The organism is Vibrio sp. 378 (assembly GCF_033339435.1).
The window spans coordinates 214,883-234,840 of the sequence record NZ_JAWOUO010000002.1; the positions used below are offsets into that span (position 1 = coordinate 214,883).

General features: G+C 44.4%; 17 protein-coding genes. 9 read left to right on the forward strand and 8 right to left on the reverse strand.

Translation table 11 applies throughout. The features are described 5' to 3' along the window. Positions 1-12: 12 nt before the first annotated feature. From R7Q48_RS04385 to fhuB, 4 genes are read left to right on the forward strand one after another with little or no spacing between them, the layout of a single operon-like run. Positions 13-2,115 (forward strand): TonB-dependent siderophore receptor, encoded by a 2,103-nt coding sequence (locus R7Q48_RS04385; protein WP_130545786.1) that lies wholly within the window; start codon positions 13-15, stop codon positions 2,113-2,115. Positions 2,116-2,166: 51 nt separating this feature from the next. Further along, positions 2,167-2,952, forward strand: a complete 786-nt coding sequence (locus R7Q48_RS04390; RefSeq protein WP_005375174.1) for an ABC transporter ATP-binding protein — start codon at positions 2,167-2,169, stop codon at positions 2,950-2,952. Next, positions 2,943-3,872, forward strand: coding sequence for an iron-siderophore ABC transporter substrate-binding protein (locus R7Q48_RS04395; protein WP_170897555.1), 930 nt, complete (start codon positions 2,943-2,945; stop codon positions 3,870-3,872). The genes R7Q48_RS04390 and R7Q48_RS04395 overlap by 10 nt, the downstream gene beginning before the upstream one ends. Then, on the forward strand, positions 3,869-5,836 hold the full coding sequence (fhuB, locus tag R7Q48_RS04400) for a Fe(3+)-hydroxamate ABC transporter permease FhuB (RefSeq protein WP_256902591.1): 1,968 nt from the start codon (positions 3,869-3,871) through the stop codon (positions 5,834-5,836). Before R7Q48_RS04395 ends, fhuB begins: the two co-directional genes overlap by 4 nt. 95 nt (positions 5,837-5,931) lie before the next feature. On the opposite strand, the gene R7Q48_RS04405 is transcribed toward fhuB, so the two are convergent. The 8 genes from R7Q48_RS04405 to R7Q48_RS04440 form a co-directional block, all read right to left on the reverse strand. Next, positions 5,932-6,780 carry a mechanosensitive ion channel family protein gene (locus R7Q48_RS04405; protein ID WP_005375171.1) on the reverse strand — a complete coding sequence of 283 codons (849 nt, stop codon included), beginning with the start codon at positions 6,778-6,780 and terminating at the stop codon, positions 5,932-5,934. Between the two features lie 95 nt (positions 6,781-6,875). Beyond that, a complete protein-coding gene (locus R7Q48_RS04410) occupies positions 6,876-8,216 on the reverse strand; it encodes an HlyD family type I secretion periplasmic adaptor subunit (RefSeq protein ID WP_005383906.1) in 1,341 nt (446 codons plus the stop codon). Continuing rightward, positions 8,191-9,909: a type I secretion system permease/ATPase gene (locus R7Q48_RS04415; RefSeq protein WP_025768544.1), complete on the reverse strand. Its 1,719-nt coding sequence runs from the start codon at positions 9,907-9,909 to the stop codon at positions 8,191-8,193. The genes R7Q48_RS04410 and R7Q48_RS04415 overlap by 26 nt, the downstream gene beginning before the upstream one ends. A gap of 152 nt (positions 9,910-10,061) precedes the next feature. Beyond that, the gene (locus R7Q48_RS04420) at positions 10,062-10,652 is read right to left on the reverse strand and encodes a calcium-binding protein (RefSeq protein ID WP_005375168.1); all 591 of its coding nucleotides are present in this window, start codon (positions 10,650-10,652) and stop codon (positions 10,062-10,064) included. 206 nt (positions 10,653-10,858) lie between these two features. Then, a complete protein-coding gene (locus R7Q48_RS04425) occupies positions 10,859-11,515 on the reverse strand; it encodes a LuxR C-terminal-related transcriptional regulator (protein WP_031777174.1) in 657 nt (218 codons plus the stop codon). Positions 11,516-11,743: 228 nt separating this feature from the next. Beyond that, positions 11,744-12,412 (reverse strand): LuxR C-terminal-related transcriptional regulator, encoded by a 669-nt coding sequence (locus R7Q48_RS04430; protein ID WP_025768545.1) that lies wholly within the window; start codon positions 12,410-12,412, stop codon positions 11,744-11,746. Between the two features lie 246 nt (positions 12,413-12,658). Then, the gene (locus R7Q48_RS04435) at positions 12,659-12,859 is read right to left on the reverse strand and encodes a restriction endonuclease subunit S (RefSeq protein ID WP_005375165.1); all 201 of its coding nucleotides are present in this window, start codon (positions 12,857-12,859) and stop codon (positions 12,659-12,661) included. 56 nt (positions 12,860-12,915) lie between these two features. Then, the gene (locus tag R7Q48_RS04440) at positions 12,916-14,832 is read right to left on the reverse strand and encodes a methyl-accepting chemotaxis protein (RefSeq protein ID WP_053303850.1); all 1,917 of its coding nucleotides are present in this window, start codon (positions 14,830-14,832) and stop codon (positions 12,916-12,918) included. 310 nt (positions 14,833-15,142) lie between these two features. Here R7Q48_RS04440 and R7Q48_RS04445 point away from each other — a divergent pair, with 310 nt between their 5' ends. From R7Q48_RS04445 to R7Q48_RS04465, 5 genes are all read left to right on the forward strand, one after another. After that, positions 15,143-16,099 carry an AAA family ATPase gene (locus tag R7Q48_RS04445; RefSeq protein ID WP_025768547.1) on the forward strand — a complete coding sequence of 319 codons (957 nt, stop codon included), beginning with the start codon at positions 15,143-15,145 and terminating at the stop codon, positions 16,097-16,099. A gap of 13 nt (positions 16,100-16,112) precedes the next feature. Then, positions 16,113-17,039, forward strand: a complete 927-nt coding sequence (locus R7Q48_RS04450; protein WP_064354905.1) for a DUF58 domain-containing protein — start codon at positions 16,113-16,115, stop codon at positions 17,037-17,039. 37 nt (positions 17,040-17,076) lie between these two features. Continuing rightward, on the forward strand, positions 17,077-17,553 hold the full coding sequence (locus R7Q48_RS04455; protein ID WP_213873825.1) for a DUF4381 domain-containing protein: 477 nt from the start codon (positions 17,077-17,079) through the stop codon (positions 17,551-17,553). Then, a complete protein-coding gene (locus R7Q48_RS04460) occupies positions 17,546-18,550 on the forward strand; it encodes a vWA domain-containing protein (RefSeq protein ID WP_005383916.1) in 1,005 nt (334 codons plus the stop codon). The genes R7Q48_RS04455 and R7Q48_RS04460 overlap by 8 nt, the downstream gene beginning before the upstream one ends. Then, positions 18,543-19,958: vWA domain-containing protein (locus tag R7Q48_RS04465; RefSeq protein ID WP_318132181.1), on the forward strand; the 1,416-nt coding region annotated here is incomplete at its 3' end. The genes R7Q48_RS04460 and R7Q48_RS04465, both read left to right, overlap by 8 nt.

The following is a 19,958-nucleotide window of genomic DNA, read 5'->3' on the forward strand; positions in this document are numbered from 1 at the left end:
GGGAATAGATTTATGCAAAAGAATAACTCACTGACCATCGCTATCCGCAACGCGTTGGTTTGTGCTTTAGCACCTACAGCAGTGGTTGCATTCACAGCACAAGCTCAAGAAGACGTCGTACAAGATGACGTGATTGCCATGGAGACCATAACGGTCACCGCGCAAGCACTTAAAGTAGAAACCCCGGCAGCAGAAACGCCTCGCAGCGTATCTATCATTTCTGAAGATGAACTTCGTGTTCGTGCACCGAAAAAACTAGATGAAGCATTACGCTACACGTCTGGTGTAACCGCTCAGCCTTATGGCGCAGACAACGACACTGATTGGTTCAAAGTTCGTGGATTTGATGCAGCGACTTACCTAAACGGCAACCGCCTATTCCGCGATGGTTACTACACATGGTTGGTCGAACCTTACGGCCTAGAAAGTGTAGAAGTCGTTAAAGGCCCATCGGCTATTCTGTTTGGTGAATCGGCACCAGGCGGTATCGTGAATGCGGTGCAGAAAAAACCAACGTTTACGCCTCAAGGCGAAGTAAAAGTCGAAGTTGGCAACAACCAACACCAATCCGTAGGTTTTGACATTGCTGACGAAGCAAACGACGCAGGCACTGTGCGCTATCGTTTGGTTGGCTTGATGACAAGCCAAGATGGTGAACTGGACGGCACAAACAACGAGCGTTTCTACCTAGCGCCAAGTGTCGAGTTCGACATTTCTGACCGTACAATGTTGACCGTTTTGGCAACTTACCTTCATGATGACGGTGTACCAACTAACCCATTCTTCCCGGCAGCAGGTACTCTGATTGGTTCTAACTTTGGCAAAATCGATCCTTCGACTAACCTTGGTCAACCAAACTACGATAAATACGAACGCACGCAGTTTTCTCTGGGTTACTTACTAGAGCACGACATCAATGACACGTGGTCACTCTCGCAAAACCTCAACTACGGTTCGAATGAGTTGTACTTGCGCAGCTCTTACGCGTTCTCAAACAACGATCCAGCGAAAGAAGAATTAACGCAAGGCATCGTATTCCGTGACGGAAAAAACCAGAGCATCACGTTCGATAACAATGCTGTCGGCAACTGGATGACAGACAACGCAGAGCACACAGTGCTTATCGGTATGGATCTGCAATTCCACAAAACCGATGGCGACGAGCAAGACAACTATGCATTTGGCACTATCAACCCGTGGAACCCAGTTTACGGCAACTTCACCCCTCTTGATCCTGCCAACAACGTGAAACGTGAGATTGAGAAATCTCAAGCAAGTCTCTATTCACAATACCAATTGAAACTGCATGAACAGTGGATTGGTAACATAGGTGCTCGTTACGACTGGGTGAAAACAGAAAACTCTGGCAAAGGCGCTACCGTTGATCAAAGTGAATCTCGTGATGATGGTCAGCTCTCTCTAAGTGCGGGTGTGATGTACCTTGCAAACAATGGCCTGTCACCTTACGTAAACTACTCTCAGTCGTTTGAAGTGATCAGCACTATTGATGCGGCAACCAATGAACTTTACAAACCGCTGGAAGGCGAGCAAGTAGAAGTGGGTGTAAAGTATGAGCCAAGCTTTATGGATGGCTTTATCAACCTTGCATGGTTCGACATCACGCAAAAGAACGCGTTGGTCACTAACCCATCAACATGGATTGCGACACAAACAGGTGAAGTGACATCTCAAGGTATTGAGCTAGAAAGCACGGCGCAGCTAACCGACGATCTAAAACTGATGGCAAGCTACACCTACACTAAAGCGAAAACAGATGAGAGCTTTGGCCAAGGTAAAAAACAAGCCGCACTTATTCCTGAGCATCAAGCGTCTGCATGGGTAGACTACAGCGCCTACAGCCTGATTCCAGGCCTCAATATCGGTACTGGTGTGCGCTACGTAGGTGAGTCAAAAGATAACCCTAAGAGCTCGAACCTAACGGTTCCTTCTGTCACTCTTTGGGATGCGTCAGTCACTTACGACATCACTTCACAGTGGCAAGCACAGCTAAACGTGAACAACATCCTAGATAAAGAGTTTGTTTCAGGTTGCGATTACTGGTGTTACTACGGCCAGTCTCGCTCTGTTATGCTAAACGCAAACTACCGCTGGTAATTGTACTTCTACTCCCCTCTATTGAGGGGAGTTTTCTCCTAAGAGCCATCCATGTTTCAACTGTCTAATATTGAGATCGTGCGAGGTGGACGTCAGATCCTCGGCATCGAACAACTTAACATCCCAACAAATGAGCTAACGGTCGTTTTAGGCCATAACGGTTCAGGTAAGTCGACACTGGTGAACCTGCTTTCTGGTCAAATGTCGCCAGATAAAGGCACGGTAACACTAAACGATACTTCCCTTTCATCACTTAAAACCAAAGAGTTGGCAAAACAGATCGCCTATTTGCCACAAAAGCTGCCCTCTTCGGCTGGTTTAACGGTAGAAGAGCTAGTGCGCTTAGGTCGCTTTCCGTGGCGTGGGGCACTTGGTCGTTGGAAAACCGAAGACAAACAGATCATCACGCAGGCTATGGAACGAACAGGAGTTACACCTTTTGCTCAAGCTTTGGCGGATGACTTATCGGGCGGCGAGCGCCAACGCGCTTGGGTGTCTATGCTACTGGCTCAACAATCGCCAATTTTAATTCTCGATGAGCCAACCTCGGCGCTCGATGTTCACCATCAGTTTCAACTAATGGCGCTGCTGGCAGAACTGAATCGAACCGAGAATGTAGGCATTATCGTGATCCTGCACGATCTGAACTTAGCACTGCGCTACGCCACCCACATTGTTGCGCTCAAAAAAGGTAAGATTGCCTTTGAAGGCAACGCCGACATGTTGTTAGACGAGGCACGCCTTTCTAAACTATATGAGTCACCAATTAAGCTGATTGAACACCCAAGCCCGGCTAACACATTAGCGAGCCAAAAGGTGGCTGTTGTATGCGCATAATAGCTCGTTTACTTACTGTGGTTACACAATCTGCTTTTCTCCTCGCATTTTTTATGACCAATGCACATGCAGTCATCACCGTTACCGATGAATATGGTGAGCATAGTTTTGAGCAAGCGCCTCAACGCGTTGTTGCCTTAAACTGGGACATCTTAGAACAAGTTTTGGCGCTAAACGTAGAACCAATCGCAGCCCCAAATTTACCAGGCTACCGCCAATGGGTCGTCAATCCAACCGCACCAGAGTCAATTGAAGATATTGGGACCCGAGCAGAACCCAACTTAGAAAAAATAGCCAGTTTGAAACCAGATGTCATCCTTGCTGCGTCTCCACAGCAAGACTTGATTCCGTTACTCAAACAAATTGCTCCGGTAATCTATTTACCTAATTTTTCTGAAAATGAGGCCGCAGCTGAAACGGCCATTCGTCACTTTCGTACGCTCGGCAAGCTATTCAATAAAGAGGCACTTGCTGAACAGAAATTGGCAGAATTAGATGCTTCATTTGCGCAGATGCGCCAGCGAATTCGCCACTATTACTCTGCTCCACTCAGCGTTCTTGTGATGCGATTTTCAACTCCGAATACTGTATTACTTGCAACCGAAAACTCCACCACTGACTACGTGGTTAGAAAACTGGGATTACAGGCTCCAATTAAAGAGGACCCACGTGCGTGGGGAGTAAAGCAAGATCGAATCAATCGGCTTCAGAGCCTTCAAAACAGCTACGTTCTCTACGTACAACCTTTCCCAGGAGAACGAAAACTGAAAGAGTCGCCACTTTGGCAAGCGATGCCGTTTGTGAAAAAGCAGCGGGTAAATTCAGTCAGAGCAGTGTGGGCGTATGGCGGTGCCATGTCTTTGCAATACACCGCTGAAGCGATTACCGACAGTCTAATAGAGTTGGCACCAGAACAATGAGAACGAAACATTATATTGGTTATCTGGCGCTGATTACGTTACTTAGCGTCTTTAGCCTACAAATTGATACTAATTTATCACTTTTCGAACAATGGCAATTATTAACAAAACCAGAGGTAGCAACCGAGTTTCGTGACGTATTCTTTACGCAAGCGCAGCTTCCTAGGTTAAGTATGACCCTGCTTGTTGGTGCCATGCTTGGTCTCACCGGCAGCTTAATGCAGCAATTAACGCAGAATAACCTCACCTCGCCGTTGACTCTTGGCACCTCTTCTGGTGCTTGGCTTGCATTAGTCGTGGTAAACATTTGGTTCGTCGATTGGGTCGCCGATTACTCTGCATTAGCCGCAATGGTTGGGGCTTTAGTGGCGTTTGGCCTGATCGTATCAATTGCCGGTGTGCGCAACATGACAGGTTTGCCGCTGGTCGTTTCGGGGATGGTGATCAATATCTTGCTCGGTTCTATCGCCACAGCCATTATTATTTTAAACGCCCAGTTCGCACAGAATATTTTTATGTGGGGAGCCGGAGACCTTTCTCAATACAGCTGGGATTGGTTTGAGTGGTTATTGCCTCGCAGCGCTATCGCAATCGTAATTTTGATCGTCGCACCACGTATTCTGACCTTAATGAAACTAGGACAAGAAGGCGCAGCAGCCCGAGGCTTAGCGGTATTACCCGCGTTTGGTGCATTAATGGTGATGGGTATTTGGCTGGTATCTGCCTCAATCACCGCAGTTGGTATTATCAGCTTCATCGGATTACTGACACCCAATATTGCCAGAGCGATGGGGGCAAGAACACCGCGCGACGAATTGATCAGCAGCATGCTTTTGGGCGCAATGCTACTAATCATCACAGACTCTGCCGCTATCTCGCTGAGCTTATGGTTAGAGGAAACCATTCCTAGCGGCGTAGCGGCTGCAGCTATTGGCGCTCCCGCTTTAATTTGGTTTACTCGTAAAAAGCTGACGGCAACCGATCAACTTAACCTTTCAATGAGCCAAGGAAAAACGGCGCTTTCTAAACGCGCGGTATGCAGCATTGCGCTATTCAGTATGGTTGGGATTCTAGCTTACTCATTCGTTACCCATGGTATAAACGGAATTCAATGGTCTGTGCCAGGTGAGTTCCAATGGCAATTGCGTTGGCCGCGAATGTTAACCGCACTTTCTGTCGGTATTGCGCTATCCGTTGCCGGAATCATTTTGCAACGCATTGTTTATAACCCTCTGGCAAGTCCCGATATTCTCGGTGTGTCTTCCGGAGCCACGTTTGCCATTATTACGACAGGAGTCATCGCTGGGTCGCTTCTCTCCGCATTTAGCTGGGGTATCGCTTTTTTCGGAAGTATGTCCGTATTGATGTTATTGCTGATTATCGGTAAACGAAGCCATTTTAATCCATCTAACTTCGTGTTGTCCGGCATCGCACTAACGGCACTATTAGAAGCCCTCGTTCAATTTTCGCTAGCTCAAGGCTCAGGTGACAGTTACAAAATTTTATTGTGGCTAACTGGTTCTATTTATCGAGTCACAGCCGACACCGCACTGATGCTATGTTTGGCCATAATAGTTCTGCTTGCCGCTGTATTCTCGATTTCTCGTTGGCTAACACTAATTTCCATCGGGCGACAATTCTCAAATGCACGAGGGCTTAACCCTACCGTAGCCAATACGCTTATGCTCACCATCGTTGCTTTGTTATGCGCCTTTTCTACCGCTACAGTTGGTCCAATATCTTTTGTTGGCTTGGTCGCTCCCCATATGGCGATGATGTTAGGAGCAAGAAAAGTGAAAGAGCAACTGTGTGTCGGTGCCTTAATTGGCGCAACCCTAATGTTGTGGGCAGATTGGCTAGGACAAATCGCTATTTATCCAAGTCAGGTCGCAGCTGGCACGTTGGTCGCTATTACAGGCAGCACTTACTTCCTATTTTTAATGCTGAAGAGTAAATTCAGCTAAGTTGGGAATATTGTTACAGCCTAAAAATACGCTAAGAAAAACAAACCCCGCTATTTTGATAGCGGGGTTTGAAATTAAAGGCGAAGTACGATGCTCTATTCTTCTCGCACTACAGGAAAACGCTGCTCATAAAGTTCCATAAAGTCCTTACGAATTAAGTGCTCTAAGTGGTTCGCTTTATCGGTTGGGCAGAAAATCATCACGTGCAGAATTTGTTCACCATTAATGTTGCTAGAAATATGCATATGTGGCTCAGAACCAGGAAGGTCAACACCGGCATGTTTTTCAATCATCGCATTGTAACGATGTGCAACATCAGCAAAGTAACTGCAATGTTCTTCAATTTTATCAGTTAAAATCGGTAGCAGTGGATACAAATTGACGAAGTCTTTCACCACTACAGAAAAGTTGTGGTAAACGTACCGCTTCATGAAGTTGAGGTTCTTTACTGGATAGGTAAAGAACATACTATTAGGCAATGTCGCTGTTTTGCCGGTGTAATGATATTGCCCATGATGCAGGTCGATCTCTTGAATCACCGTCGCCATCATATTGTGCTCAATCACTTCACCGCATAACTTCCCGACCTCAATCCAGTCCCCAACGCGAAAAGAACGTGAACTTGCTCTTTGAATCGAACCCGTAAAACACAAAATGATTTCTTTCGATGCCACTACAATGGCAACGGCAATCGCCGTTACACTCAGAGCAAACTCGTTAATTTCTGATTGCCATAAAATAAATAAAATCAGTAATGTAACAGCAAAGGTGCCATTTTTAGTTCTGGACATCCAACTACGCTGATCTTCTGAGAGAAAAGCGTGATCACCACGAATCATCGATAAAATTGCACGACGAATTAACCACATAATCGCAAAGATCAGTGCGGTAAAAATCAATTTATGAGTGAGAAGAAAATCGACAACTAACTGCACTTTCTCCATTCCACGGCTCCCTCGAATAAAAATACGGCCCAGTAACAGCTAACGATAACAAATTATTTTGTCTGTTGTCCGTGCTCACTCAAGTCTTTTTGAAATTACTCCTCTCTGAAGGCGCGATTCATGCTTTCTGTAATTGGCTTTATTAGGTAGCTCAATGGCGTTCGTGGCTCAGATAAAATAAGCACTTCGGCATTCATACCTGAGGTTAAACGATGTTTTGTCACATCTTCCGGTGAAATTGCAATTCTAGCGAGATAAAAATCTTCTTGGTTTTCTTGCGAGAGCTTATCGGCAGAAATCGTCAGCACTGTACCGTCTAAAGGTGCCAACGTCCGTGCATTCAGAGCGGTCAGACGAACATGCGCTTGCTGGCCTGGATTCACTAAATCAATATCCTGAGGATTAACACGAGCCTCGACTAACAACTTATCGTCTTGCGGGACCAGTTCTAGTAACGTTTCACCCGACCCAATCACACCTTTTTCGGTAAACACTTGCATGTTGACTACGCGACCAGAAATAGGTGCGTTGATCGTTGTTCTTGCGACAATATCTTGAGCGGAGCGATATTCTTCCCGAATTGCGACAATTTCCGTTTTGGTATTTCGTAGTTCCTCGACAATCTCATTCAGCCTTTCAAGCTTCAACTCTTCAATTTGCGCTAGGTTCTCATCTAACCTTTTTCTAACGGTGAGCGATTGCCTGTCTAACTGGCTTAAGGTACTTCTCACCTCCGCTGCTAAGCGCTTGAGTTGAAGTAAAGTAGATTTTCCCGAGAAACCTTTTTGCACCAAGGCTTGGTTGCTGTCTATTTCTTCAGCAATAAAGTTGAGTCGTTCCGTCTCAATCACTTTGGTTTGCTGAAGGTTTTCAAGCTCTAAATTTGCTCCAGAAATACTCTGCTCAATGATACTCAGTTTACTATCAAAGAATCGCTTTCTCGCTTCAAAGATCTTGTTTTGAACCAGTTGTGCTTCTTGTACGATATCGACACGGGGAATGCTTTCAAGATCATCAGACCATACAATCGTTGGAAGCTCGTCAAGCTCCGCACTTAAACGGTTTTCCTTTGCTAGAGTATGGATAAAACGACCACTTAACGAGTCCAACTTAGCCATAGCTTGACGCTTAGAAAGTTGAATTAATAACTGACCTTTTTCGACTAAATCCCCCTCCTGTACATATAGCTTTTCAATAATACCGCCTTCTAAATGCTGAATTTCTTGTCGCTTAGTGAGAACTGACAAATCACCATAAGCAATCGCTGCACTTTCTAATTTGGCTGTTGCAGCCCAGTAGCCAAGACCTCCAAGAAAAACACTTAAGGTCACCACACCAAGTAAAATTGGTTTTCGAAAGCTTAGTCTCGCTTTGGGGCTAAAACGATATACGATCTCGGTAGAACTCTGATTAACGGTTGGCAGTTGATTGCTCATTTCTTACCCTTGGGATATCTGTTCTTTCTTCGCCCATCAAACGTTTTAATACTTCATCTTTAGCGCCGTATAACTTGACTCGGCCGTCAGCCAAATACAACAGCCTATCCATTTGTCGTAACGTACTCGGATTGTGGGCAATGACGATAATCGTTGTACTCTGTGCTTTTAAATGGGCAATCAAACGTTGATACGCAGCCTCTCCCTCACCATCGAGGTTGGCATTCGCTTCATCGAAAATCACAATAGATGGGTCGCCATAAACGGCTCTTGCAAGAGCGATTCTCTGCCTTTCCCCCCCAGATAAACCACGGCCATTTTCACCAATAATGCAATCATAGCCTTTGTTTTTCTTGAGTATTAATTCATGACATCCTGCTAGTTGCGCCGCCTTGATGACTTTAGCGGGGTCTTCTTCTTTAAAGCGCGCGATGTTCTCTCGAATTGTGCCAGGAAATAACTCCACCTCTTGAGCGAGATACCCAAAATGCACGCCGCGATCTTCAGATGCCCATACGGAGACTTCCATACCATCAAGAGTCACTTTACCCGCTAATGGCTTAACCGTACCTAATAGCAGCCGAGCAAACGTCGATTTACCCGTACCAGAAGGGCCAATCACCCCAACAGCAACACCCGGAGGAATCGATAAGCTGAGCGATGAGAGCACTGGTTCAGTTGCTCCAGGGTGGCGATAGGCCAGTCCGGAAAGCTCATAGTGTCCTTTTGGTTTAGGCAGTGGCATATCTGATTCATCTTGGCGCACGATCGCATCGATTTCTTTCAACCTTTTATAGGCGCCTTTAGCAGACATCGCGCTTCGCCACGTGCCTATCGCCTGCTCCATCGGCGATAATGCCCGACTCATTAATATGGAGCTCGCGATCATCGCCCCTGCCGTTATCTCATGTTGGATAACTAACCATGCACCACCTCCCAGTAAAAATATCTGTAATGAGCCACGCACAAACTTAGAAAAGTTAGCCATGTAGATAGACTTACCTGCAACTCGCTCTTCAAGCACATTCACTTCGCTCACGCGCGACTGCCACTTCTCTAAAAATGCATTCATCATCCCCATTGCGAGAATTGAATTGGAGTTTTGCGTGGCTAATTCTGCGTTGTTGATATGAGAAATCGCTCTGACTTCGCTCTCTTGCATTGTTTTACGCGTCATTAGCTCATTAAGTAGACCTAGGCTAAACAATACGATAGATCCAAGTAACGCGATGTGACCTAATATCGGGTGCAATAAATACACAAATAAAATAAACAGCGGTGTCCAGGGCGCATCCAACAGTGGGTAAGGTGCTTGACTGCTCAAAAAGCTTTTGATGTTCTGAATGTCTCTCAGAGTTTGCGAGGTATAACTCTTCCCGGTATGTGATTGATATTGAATCGTGCGCTTGAGCATGAAAGCGGAGAGTTTTGTGTCCATCCAATAACCAAAAGATTTACTCATTTGTGCTCGTGCAATGTCGATGATGGACATGGTTAACAACGCGACAATTACGATGACAGTGAGCAAGAATAAAGTATCGGTTGAGTAGGAAGATATCACTCGGTTGTACACTTGAAGCATGTACAACGGAATCGAGAGAACCAATAAGTTGATAAAAAGGCTAAAAACGATCAGCAAGCCCGCAAGCGTGCATAGTTTTTGTTTCACTTCTTTGAAAACCGTTTTTTGCACGACTACTTCCGTTTAACGTGAAAATTGTAGGCGCCAGAAATACTAGCGCCTAGCTTAAGGTAACCTCAAATCGCTCTAGAGTGTCCGATTAGTTCACCTCAGCATGGCAGAGCCACGCAAACTAATTCACATCCAGAGTTATTTTCAGTCGTTTAGATTACGAACAGATCAGCACCATAGGTGTTGATGTCAGTTTCAGTCACGCCAATAAGTTTCACTGTTAGATCAGCCCCATCGGTAAACACTGCATTCCCAACTGCATCGTAGCTAAAGCTTAAATCACCAAAGTCTGTGACAGAGTCGCTAATGATGTGCAAAGAGTCTTCACCAATGGTGAAATCAACAACTTTGGCTTCGCCATGGCCACCAAACTTATCCGTGAACACAAACTTATCGCCATTGCTGCCGCCAACTAAAACGTTGTCACCAGAACCAGCAACAAGAATATCTTCACCGACACCACCATTTAATTTATTGTCACCCAGCAAACCCAACAGCAAGTCATTACCGGTACCACCGCCGAGGTAGTCGTTTCCTGTACCAGCCCTAAGGATGTCATCTCCAGCACCACCAGTTAGGCGATCGTCGCCGTCGCCGCCGATCACATAATCATTACCGCCACCGCCAACAAACGAGTCATTACCACCAAAACCGATAAACAAATCATCGCCGCCATCGAAATCAGCAAATTGGTTATTTACACCTGCATCGCCTAAATACGTGTCATTGTCACTTGCGCTCATTTTTATTCCCTCTTAGCTTATTAATTGAATAGACCTTCTGTTCCACGTCTGACTAGATTCGTCACGACATGAGAAGTCTAATAGTCAACTGAATAGGAATAAGTTTGAATATGGGATGATATTTCAGACTGACATTTTAATAATAAATATAAAATTTAGTACTTTATAGAGTATTTTCTTTTTATTACAGCAAGTTAATACTAGTACTACAGGTTTCTCTTAGCCCAACTTGTAGCTTGCGTACGGTTCTTTACTTCTAACTTTCTAAAAATATTGTATAGATGTGATTTAATAGTATGCTCGCTGATAAATAAAGAATCAGCGATTTCCATATTTGAACCACCTTCTTTCAACATTTTTAAAACCTGAACTTCACGCCGAGTAAGCTCAACCTCAATAGCAGGTTCGATAATGCTATTTACTTCTCTGCCTCGATAATAATTTACTAGCTGATCAAGTAATCTTCGAGACAGCCAATTATCCCCTTTTATTATTGCTTTTAATCCCTGACAAACCTTGTCCATTGAATCTCCTGGACCAAATATACCTTTTACATGAGGCCAAGAAGCGAGTTCTTCTGTGTCTAAGTCATAACCTAGATTAAGCATTATAGTTCCTAGCACTTTATTACTATCTTTTAAATAAACTAAAGTTTCGGAAGGAATCTCAACTGAAAAATCAACAAGCAAAAAGTAGCGTTCCGGAATGAGTTCATGATAACTAGGGTTTTTAGTATCAATGATCGTTATTTTAGTTTCTGTATTTTTAGAAAGCATTTCCTTAAAGTTTTCACTCTGTAAACTTTGTTGAGTGAGCATTAGGATTTCAGGCTTTTCCATATACTGTTCCATAATGTTTCTCATACTTTCAGTGACTTAACATTCTTAAATTAGTAGTTAATCGTCAGCACTTAGTTTGATATGTAAGTGCTAGTTCACAGAGTAAAGTTATTTGCTACTTTTTTAAATTCTAAAGTTATTAAAAAGAGAACCAAAAAAAGTGTTTCTCATAAAAGAAACACTTTTAACACATTCAGGTCACAGAAATTATTAAGAGTTTACTAAATTAGGCAACCTAATATTGCAATAGCATTACACCGTTAACGAGTTGTCTGAAATATTTTCCTTTGCCCAAATAAGTGCTTGAACTCTATTTTTCACATCAATCTTCTTGAAAATATTATGTAAATGCGTTTTTACCGTATTCTCGCTGACAAATAATTGTTCGGCGATTTGTTGATTGGACGCCCCCATGGAAAGAAAGGTAATTATTTGTTGCTCTCGTTTGGTCAGAATAGCCGAAACATTCTTATTTATAGGTTTGCAATGTCGACGAAGGTAAGTAATGTACTGCTGAGAAAACTTACGGCTGAACCACATATCTCCTTGAAGCACCTTACCAATACCAACTTGCAACGTTTTTATATCATCAGAGGTATAGAAAATACCGGCCAAAGTACGCCAAGCAAAGAGGTCTTCTGTCGATATGGATTGCTCACAATTAATTAAGATTTCAAGCGTGTTTTTCTGCTTGGCCGCTTTAAACTCCGCATAACGGCGAAAAATTTCATCCGTGATCACGCTGCAATCAACAATAATGGCTGATGCAAGAGATTCATGTAACACTCCGTGAATCAGATTATCTGGCGTGATTAGAGCAACACTAATACCGAGTTTGGTCTCCAATACATCTTTCAACAGAGATGACTGTAGACTTCCCTCCGTAATTAAAATAACGTTTCTTTTTTTTTGCTGCTCCATCCTGATCGCATTCCCTTGGTCGTTTTTATTGAAATACGCAATAGATTTAGATAGAGCGGTAGTATTGTCAAGTATGAAAATCACTAGTACTAATTAATAACTCATTGAAGTGTCAATAATTTTTAAGTGGCAAGTATATGAGAGGTATTAGCATTTTTCAGACATTAAAAAAGGGAGTATAAACTCCCTTTTTGTGTTTGAGCAGGTGATTTAATCACGCACGTTAGAGGCAAAACACCACCTAACTTAGTGGATTGGAACTGCGTTTTTTTGGTTAAACTTACCAAAGTGTTGTTCTAACACTTCTGGCGTCAGCTTACCTTCCGCTTCCAGCTTTTTCAGCTCAGCGACGATCGCTTTTTGCTCTTCTAGCGACGGCAGTTTTACTTCTGGCTCCTGAGCGGTTTCTTGAGAAATTTGCTCTAGTTCTTTTTCGAAGTCATTCATAGTACTTACCTAAAATTAATGATTGAACTTTTAAACTTCGCCTATTCTATCCAACTCTATAACTTGAAGCTACCAACCATCTTGTCTAAACGAGAAGAGAGCGCTTGAAGATCGCGACTTGCATCCGCCAACTCTTCTGCTGTCGCGGTTGTCATTTCATTTATCGCGTTGATTTCTTCGATATTTTGATTAATGGTATGCACCACCGTGGATTGCTCTTCCGTCGCCGTTGCAACTTGTGTATTACGATCAGAGATGTCGGTGATTCGTTCAGAAATACTGATTAATACCTCGACTGCTTCATCGGTAGAAGTAACCCCTTCTATGGTGACCGCTTTGCCCGCTTCCATAGCATTTACCGCGTCTTGTGCGTCACTTTGAAGCTGATTGATCATGCGCTGAATCTCTTCTGTAGAATCAGCCGTGCGTGAAGCTAGGTTTCTTACCTCATCAGCAACAACCGCAAAACCACGTCCCTGCTCACCAGCACGAGCAGCCTCAATTGCAGCGTTTAGCGCAAGTAAATTCGTTTGCTCAGAGATGTCACGAATTACACCCAGAATCGAGCCAATATCTTTGGTTGTCGATGCCAACTGCGTAACAACAATATTGGTTGTTTCAACATCATCGGCTAGGCGGCTGATCACCTCTTTTGCTTTCATCACAACTTCTCGACCAGTTTGAGTGTTATCTGAAGCCTGATTTGCCGTATCAGCAGCGGTAGCAGCGTTCGATGCAATTTCACTGATGGTCGCACCCATTTGGTTGATAGCTGCAACTACTTGAATGGTTTGATCACGCTGCTCTTGGCTGTTGTCGTGTGTGGATGTTGCTTTCGTTGACACACTTTCTGCCGCTTGACTTAATGAGCCACTGGTTAAAGCAACCTCTTTCATCGTGGCATGAATCTTCTCAATAAATCCATTAAAGCCTTTTGAAAGCTGAGCAATTTCATCATTACCCTTAATTTCAATACGCTGCGCCAAATCGCCTTCACCTTGCCCAAGGTCGGTAAAACGATCGGCAATCAGTCGGATTGGTTTCGTAATGCTGTTTGCCAACCATACGCCCATGAGGATGAATACAACGGCAACAATGATGGTCGTAAACAGCATTTTTTTAGCTGTCGCATTCAGGTCTGCGAATACTTCATCAACGGGAACCACGCCAATAACAAACCAGTTCATCGAAGGAACATACAAACTAGAAACAAAAGTATCCTGCCCTTCAAACTCCACATTAATTAGGTTGAAGCTATTTTTGTTCAACAGCGCACTTGCGTCACTACCAAATAGTTTAGTGATAGAAGTTTGGTTCTTACCTTGTTGGCGGTGTATTTGAATCTGGCCTTGTTCATTAGTGAGGAACACGTAACCCGTATCTTCAATTTTAAACCCATTGAGCAAAGCAACCATGTCTCCCATAGATTTAGAGAGACCTGACATTGATGTACCATTAAGATCTTGGAAATTGGCAAACATTTTCACTTCGCCATTTGCCTCTTGGAACACACTCACGGACGTTTCTTGACCAGACGACGTAAATCCAAAGAACCAAGCATCTTGCGTTCGGTTAAGTTGACGTAAGAATCCGTTTTGATTCCAGTAATATGCCGTTTGACGATTCGCTACCGACGCATCATTAAGACCATACTGTGATTTAACGTTATTGAGCTGCTGAACCAACTGAACTTCTACTGACGGATCACGGTCTGTATTAGATAGGGCTTCAACAATAAATTCGTTTGTAGCCAGCTGTTTTGCCGCTTGTTGCATTTCGACAACTTCGCGGTCAATTTCGGTATTGATTTGCTGCAACATCGCAGGTAGCTCGATGTCAATAAGACGATGGCTCAATACATCTCTCGCATGACGCTGAGCCATAACACCAACAATGATTGTTGATGCTAGAACAGCAAACGTAATGCCAAGTACAACCTTCTGTTTGATGCTCAAGGAATGAAGTTTCAACATATTCGGACCTTTTAAAAGAATCACTTGTTATTGGCCCCACAAGGGGAATCAGGTGCATATCTCATGACACGCACACCACGGAATCTTTATCGGCTCATATGTACAAAACTAGAGGCATTTCTCATTATATTATGAAAAATAAATGTAACACACTGTCAAATAAGCACTTTCAGAGATAGCACGTACTTGCAATTCTCTGTAGCGTCCCAATATTGAAAAGATAAATTGCAATAGAGCGTTGGAACTTTTTTCACATGGAAAATGACCAATACTCAACACGAAAATCACATGGATACCGAGAGTCCAAAGCATGCATAAATCTAACTTCGAAACTCTTCAGCAATACTTAGAGTCGCAGATCATCGGACAGCAAGATCTGGTAAAGCAACTGCTTGTTGCGCTTCTTGCGGATGGGCATATTTTAGTTGAAGGCCCTCCTGGGTTAGCAAAAACCCGTGCAGTAAAATCACTCTCAGACTGTGTTGAAGGCGACTTCCACCGCATTCAGTTCACCCCTGATTTGCTGCCAGCCGATTTAACCGGCACCGATATCTTCCGTCCCGAAACCGGAGAATTCACTTTCCAATCAGGTCCTATCTTCAACTCGCTTATTCTTGCGGATGAGATAAACCGTGCACCAGCCAAAGTACAAGCGGCAATGCTTGAAGCAATGGCAGAGAAACAAGTCACAGCAGGTCGTCATACCTACCCGCTGCCAGAGTTGTTTTTGGTTATGGCAACTCAAAACCCGATAGAGCAAGAAGGGACCTACCCCCTTCCTGAAGCGCAGCTAGACCGCTTTTTATTGCATTTAGAAGTGGAATACCCAGATGCGGAGCATGAGCTATCTATCTTGCGTATTAACCGCGGAGAAGCAAAAGGCGAAGCAAAGGTTGAACGCCCAATGTTAAGCCAACAAGATATATTCACCGCACGTAAAGAAGTGTTGGATATTCATATGGCGGAAACGATAGAGCAGTACATCGTCCGTTTAGTTATGGCGACACGTCAAGCCAACGAATATGACACTGAGTTGGACAAGTGGTTGTCAATGGGTGTGAGTCCGCGTGCCACCATCGCTCTTGATCGCTGTGCACGTGCGCACGCTTGGCTTGCTGGTCGTGATTTTGTCTCTCCGGAAGATGTTCAAACCATGGCTTATCCGGTACTGCGCCACCGTTTATTGTTGAGTTACCACGCTCAAGCGGAAGGCATTACGGCAAACCAGGTCATCGATAAACTGCTAAACCTTGTTGGCAGTGCATAAACAGGTGAGTGATATGTCCGCTACACATTCATTACCACCTCATGCGAATGGGGTGACATTAACCCTTGAAGAGCTGCTCCAATATCGCACTCAATCTGTACGTTGGTTACCACCAGCACAGAGTCTCTGGTCGCAGATGAGTGGTAACCATACCAGTCGCCAAAAAGGGCGAGGTATGGATTTTATGGAGGTGCGCCAATATCAACCTGGCGACGATATTCGCAGCATTGATTGGCGAGTCACCGCTAGGACCGGTAAAGCACATACGAAGTTGTTTGCAGAAGATAAAGAGCAAGCGGTCATTCTTTATCTTGATCTAAGTTCTAGTCTACATTTTGGATCTAAGTATGTACTCAAATCCGTTCAATTGGCCCACTTTGCCAGTGTTCTAATTTGGCTAACTCTAGCTAAAAAAGATCGCATCGGCGCAGTGATTGATGACGGACATCAATGTCTTGAATTTCGCCCCTCTTCTTTACAAAGACAAGGGCTGCGGATTCTTAACGCCATAGTCGACATACATAATGCGCAAGTAACTCGTACTGCAAGCAACGACACTCGTACACTGCCGTATACACAAGTATTGGAGACACTTCATACGCTCACCCCAAAAGGCAGCGAATTGATTATGCTCAGTGACTTTGCCCACGTAACACCAACGGAACTGGCACAACTACGTCGACTCAAACAACACAATAGCGTAAGGGCCGTTCAGTTTTATGATCCGTTAGAAAGAGGCGAAACAGACTTTAGAGGTCAAGTGAAAGCTTCGGATGGGCAGCATAGTCAATGGTTTAACTTTGGCTCTAAAGGACAACGAAGAGAACTCGAAAGCCACTTTACCCAACATCAAGAAACCATTAAGCAGCAATGCCATTCAATAGCAATTCCATTTAACACGCTATCAAGTGGCTGGCCCTTAATTTCACAATTAAGCTAACAAACTGACAAGCAGTATTTATTAAGCAGTAATAATAATGACAACAAACAACCAAAGCCTAGACCTTGAACCTTTGATTTTGCCAAACGCACCGGATTGGTTTCCGCTCGCTTGGGGATGGTGGGTGGTGCTTACAGCCACCTTGCTCTTCGTTTTCGGCATTTGTCTTTATGTGAGATGGCGTAAAAAACACTTACGCGCAAAAAAGACAGCATTAACACTTTTAACTCAACCTACCGCGCCTCATACCCCCTCTTCTGCTCTGGAAATATTGCGCCAGGCAGCATTGAGTTACTTTCCGCGTGAAGAGATCGCACCATTAACTGGAATCGCTTGGTATAAATTTCTCGATAGCCATACCAAAGAGAGTCGATTCGTAGACAAACAACATCAGTGGCAAGAAGCGTTGTATCAGAATTCCTCCCAAGGGCATCATCAAAGCTTGGTAGACGATTGTGTCTTTTGGATAACCTACGCTTTGCCACCAAAGAAAAAGGCAAATAACCGTGACTGAGCAAACACTCATAACCGATCTTGCCCAATGGCTAAACATTGAATTTGTCTGGTGGTGGGCACTGTTTTTGTTGCCCATCCCCTGGCTGGTATACAAGTTCCTGCCACAAGAATCTCAACAAGCCGAGATCAAATTGGCGTACTTACCAACCAATGAGAATCGCAGCAAGCCTAAGCAAGCGCTGCAAAAAGCGCTTTCAATCGCGATCTGGGGCTTTCTTGTCGTCGCTTGTGCACGTCCAGTTTGGTTTGGTGATCCCGTTGAATTCCAACCCAAATATCGGGACTTGATGTTAGTCGTCGATCTGTCCGGTTCGATGCAGCAGGAAGACATGGAACTCAACGGCGAATATATCGATCGCCTCACAGCAGTCAAACAAGTTCTGTCTGATTTCGTAGCAAAGAGAAAAGGTGACCGTCTCGGAGTTGTTTTGTTTGGCGACCATGCTTATTTGCAAACACCACTCACTGCAGACCGCAAAAGCGTCATGCAACAGATTAATCAAACCGTCATCGGCTTGGTTGGTCAACGAACCGCCATTGGTGATGGTATTGGGTTAGGCACAAAAACCTTTGTAGACAGTGATGCTCCCCAACGAGTCATGATTTTGCTCAGTGACGGCAGCAATACTGCAGGGGTGCTCGAGCCGCTAGAAGCAGCGGAAATTGCGAAAAAATACAACGCCACTATTTACACCGTAGGCGTGGGCGCTGGTGAAATGATGGTGAAAGAGTTTTTCATGACTCGCAAAGTCAACACCGCAGCCGACTTAGATGAACAAACACTGACTAAAGTGGCAGAGGTGACAGGTGGACAATATTTTCGAGCGCGAGATACAGAAGAGCTCGAAAAGATTTATGACACCATCAACCAGCTAGAACCCGTATCTAGCGACACACAAACTTGGCGCCCTCAGTCTGAATGGTTTCCATATCCATTAAGCGCTGCATTTGTATTGTCGGTATTGTTATTCCTATTAAGGAGAAAACATGGCTGAGTTTATTTTCCTCAATCCTTATTGGCTTTTGGGGCTCATCGTGATCCCTATTGCACTCTTGCTTAATCACAAATTTAGAGCCCAAAAGTCCACACTGATTGCCCCTCACCTATCGCGGATGCTCGGACAAAACACGCAGTCTAAGCATTACTTCACTCTATGGGGTTTAGCTTGGGCAATAACTTGCATTTCATTAGCGGGGCCAAGCTGGCAGTCCAATGCTCGACCAAGCTTTGAATTAAACCAAAACCGTATCTTGGTGCTTGATATGTCTCGCTCTATGTTTGCTACAGACATCAAACCCAATCGGCTAGCACAAACACGTTATAAGGCGCTCGATTTGCTGCCTAAATGGAAAGAGGGAGCCACTGGACTTATTGCTTACGCTGGCGATGCCTATAACTTAAGTCCACTGACAACTGATTCCAGCACGCTTGCGGGCATTATCGAAAATTTGTCACCAGAGCTGATGCCTTTTCAAGGAACAAACCTGCCTGCCGCGATTGAACTTGCGATCAACCAGTTTTCTCAAGCTGGCACGCAACAAGGCGATATCATCGTGTTAGCGGATGATCTTGGTACGTCAGAGCTGTCTCACGCGTTAGATTTAGTCCAAGGTACAAAGTTTCGCATTTCTGTTCTTGCCGTCGGGACTCCTAACGGTGCGCCTATCGCGCTGCCCGATGGCTCTCTGCAAAAAACTGCACAAGGCACAACCGTCGTAGCGAAAACAAATCTGAAAAATCTACAGACGCTAGCGAATAAAACTGGCGGTCTATTTGTTCCTATTCAGCACACCAACCGTGATGTTGAAAACATCGCGGCCTTTACCAATAACATTGGTAGCCAGCTTTCTGCGACCCAAAGCGAAGAAGTTAAAACTGATTCTCGTCTCAACAGTGGCTTTTGGTTACTGCCGTTGTTACTTATTCCTGCGGCTTTACTGTTTCGACGCGGCCTGATTTGGATGGTATTTGCGACTGCAGTCCCGGTAACGTGGACACCGCATGTAGAAGCTAATCCGTTCTTAAATACCGACCAACAAGGAGCGCAACTCTACAAGCAAGGTGAGTATGAACAGGCGCAAAACCTATTTACAAACCCAAGCTGGAAAGGAGCCGCCAGTTATCAAAAAGGTGACTACGAAGCCGCTATCGAAGCATTTTCTCATGATGCCTCCCTTAACGGCCGCTATAACCTCGCCAACTCGCTCGCTCAAAATGGTCAATTAGAAGATGCGGCTGATTTGTATAAAAAGCTGCTAGAGGAAAAGCCTAACTTTGAAGCCGCGAAGAAAAATCTATCGGTTGTAGAAGAAAAGCTAAAACAGCAACAGCAACAGCAACAGCAACAGCAACAGCAACAGCAACAGCAACAGCAACAGCAACAGCAACAGCAACAGCAACAG

What these genes read in the sequence shown, in the direction of transcription:
- R7Q48_RS04440 (WP_053303850.1), bottom strand. Translation starts at nt 14,832, where the DNA reads ATGTTGAAACTTCATTCCTTGAGCATCAAACAGAAGGTTGTACTTGGC.
- R7Q48_RS04390 (WP_005375174.1), top strand. Translation starts at nt 2,167, where the DNA reads ATGTTTCAACTGTCTAATATTGAGATCGTGCGAGGTGGACGTCAGATC.
- R7Q48_RS04410 (WP_005383906.1), bottom strand. Translation starts at nt 8,216, where the DNA reads ATGAGCAATCAACTGCCAACCGTTAATCAGAGTTCTACCGAGATCGTA.
- R7Q48_RS04430 (WP_025768545.1), bottom strand. Translation starts at nt 12,412, where the DNA reads ATGGAGCAGCAAAAAAAAAGAAACGTTATTTTAATTACGGAGGGAAGT.
- R7Q48_RS04420 (WP_005375168.1), bottom strand. Translation starts at nt 10,652, where the DNA reads ATGAGCGCAAGTGACAATGACACGTATTTAGGCGATGCAGGTGTAAAT.
- R7Q48_RS04450 (WP_064354905.1), top strand. Translation starts at nt 16,113, where the DNA reads ATGTCCGCTACACATTCATTACCACCTCATGCGAATGGGGTGACATTA.
- R7Q48_RS04435 (WP_005375165.1), bottom strand. Translation starts at nt 12,859, where the DNA reads ATGAATGACTTCGAAAAAGAACTAGAGCAAATTTCTCAAGAAACCGCT.
- R7Q48_RS04385 (WP_130545786.1), top strand. Translation starts at nt 13, where the DNA reads ATGCAAAAGAATAACTCACTGACCATCGCTATCCGCAACGCGTTGGTT.
- R7Q48_RS04455 (WP_213873825.1), top strand. Translation starts at nt 17,077, where the DNA reads ATGACAACAAACAACCAAAGCCTAGACCTTGAACCTTTGATTTTGCCA.
- fhuB (WP_256902591.1), top strand. Translation starts at nt 3,869, where the DNA reads ATGAGAACGAAACATTATATTGGTTATCTGGCGCTGATTACGTTACTT.
- R7Q48_RS04445 (WP_025768547.1), top strand. Translation starts at nt 15,143, where the DNA reads ATGCATAAATCTAACTTCGAAACTCTTCAGCAATACTTAGAGTCGCAG.
- R7Q48_RS04395 (WP_170897555.1), top strand. Translation starts at nt 2,943, where the DNA reads ATGCGCATAATAGCTCGTTTACTTACTGTGGTTACACAATCTGCTTTT.
- R7Q48_RS04425 (WP_031777174.1), bottom strand. Translation starts at nt 11,515, where the DNA reads ATGAGAAACATTATGGAACAGTATATGGAAAAGCCTGAAATCCTAATG.
- R7Q48_RS04405 (WP_005375171.1), bottom strand. Translation starts at nt 6,780, where the DNA reads ATGGAGAAAGTGCAGTTAGTTGTCGATTTTCTTCTCACTCATAAATTG.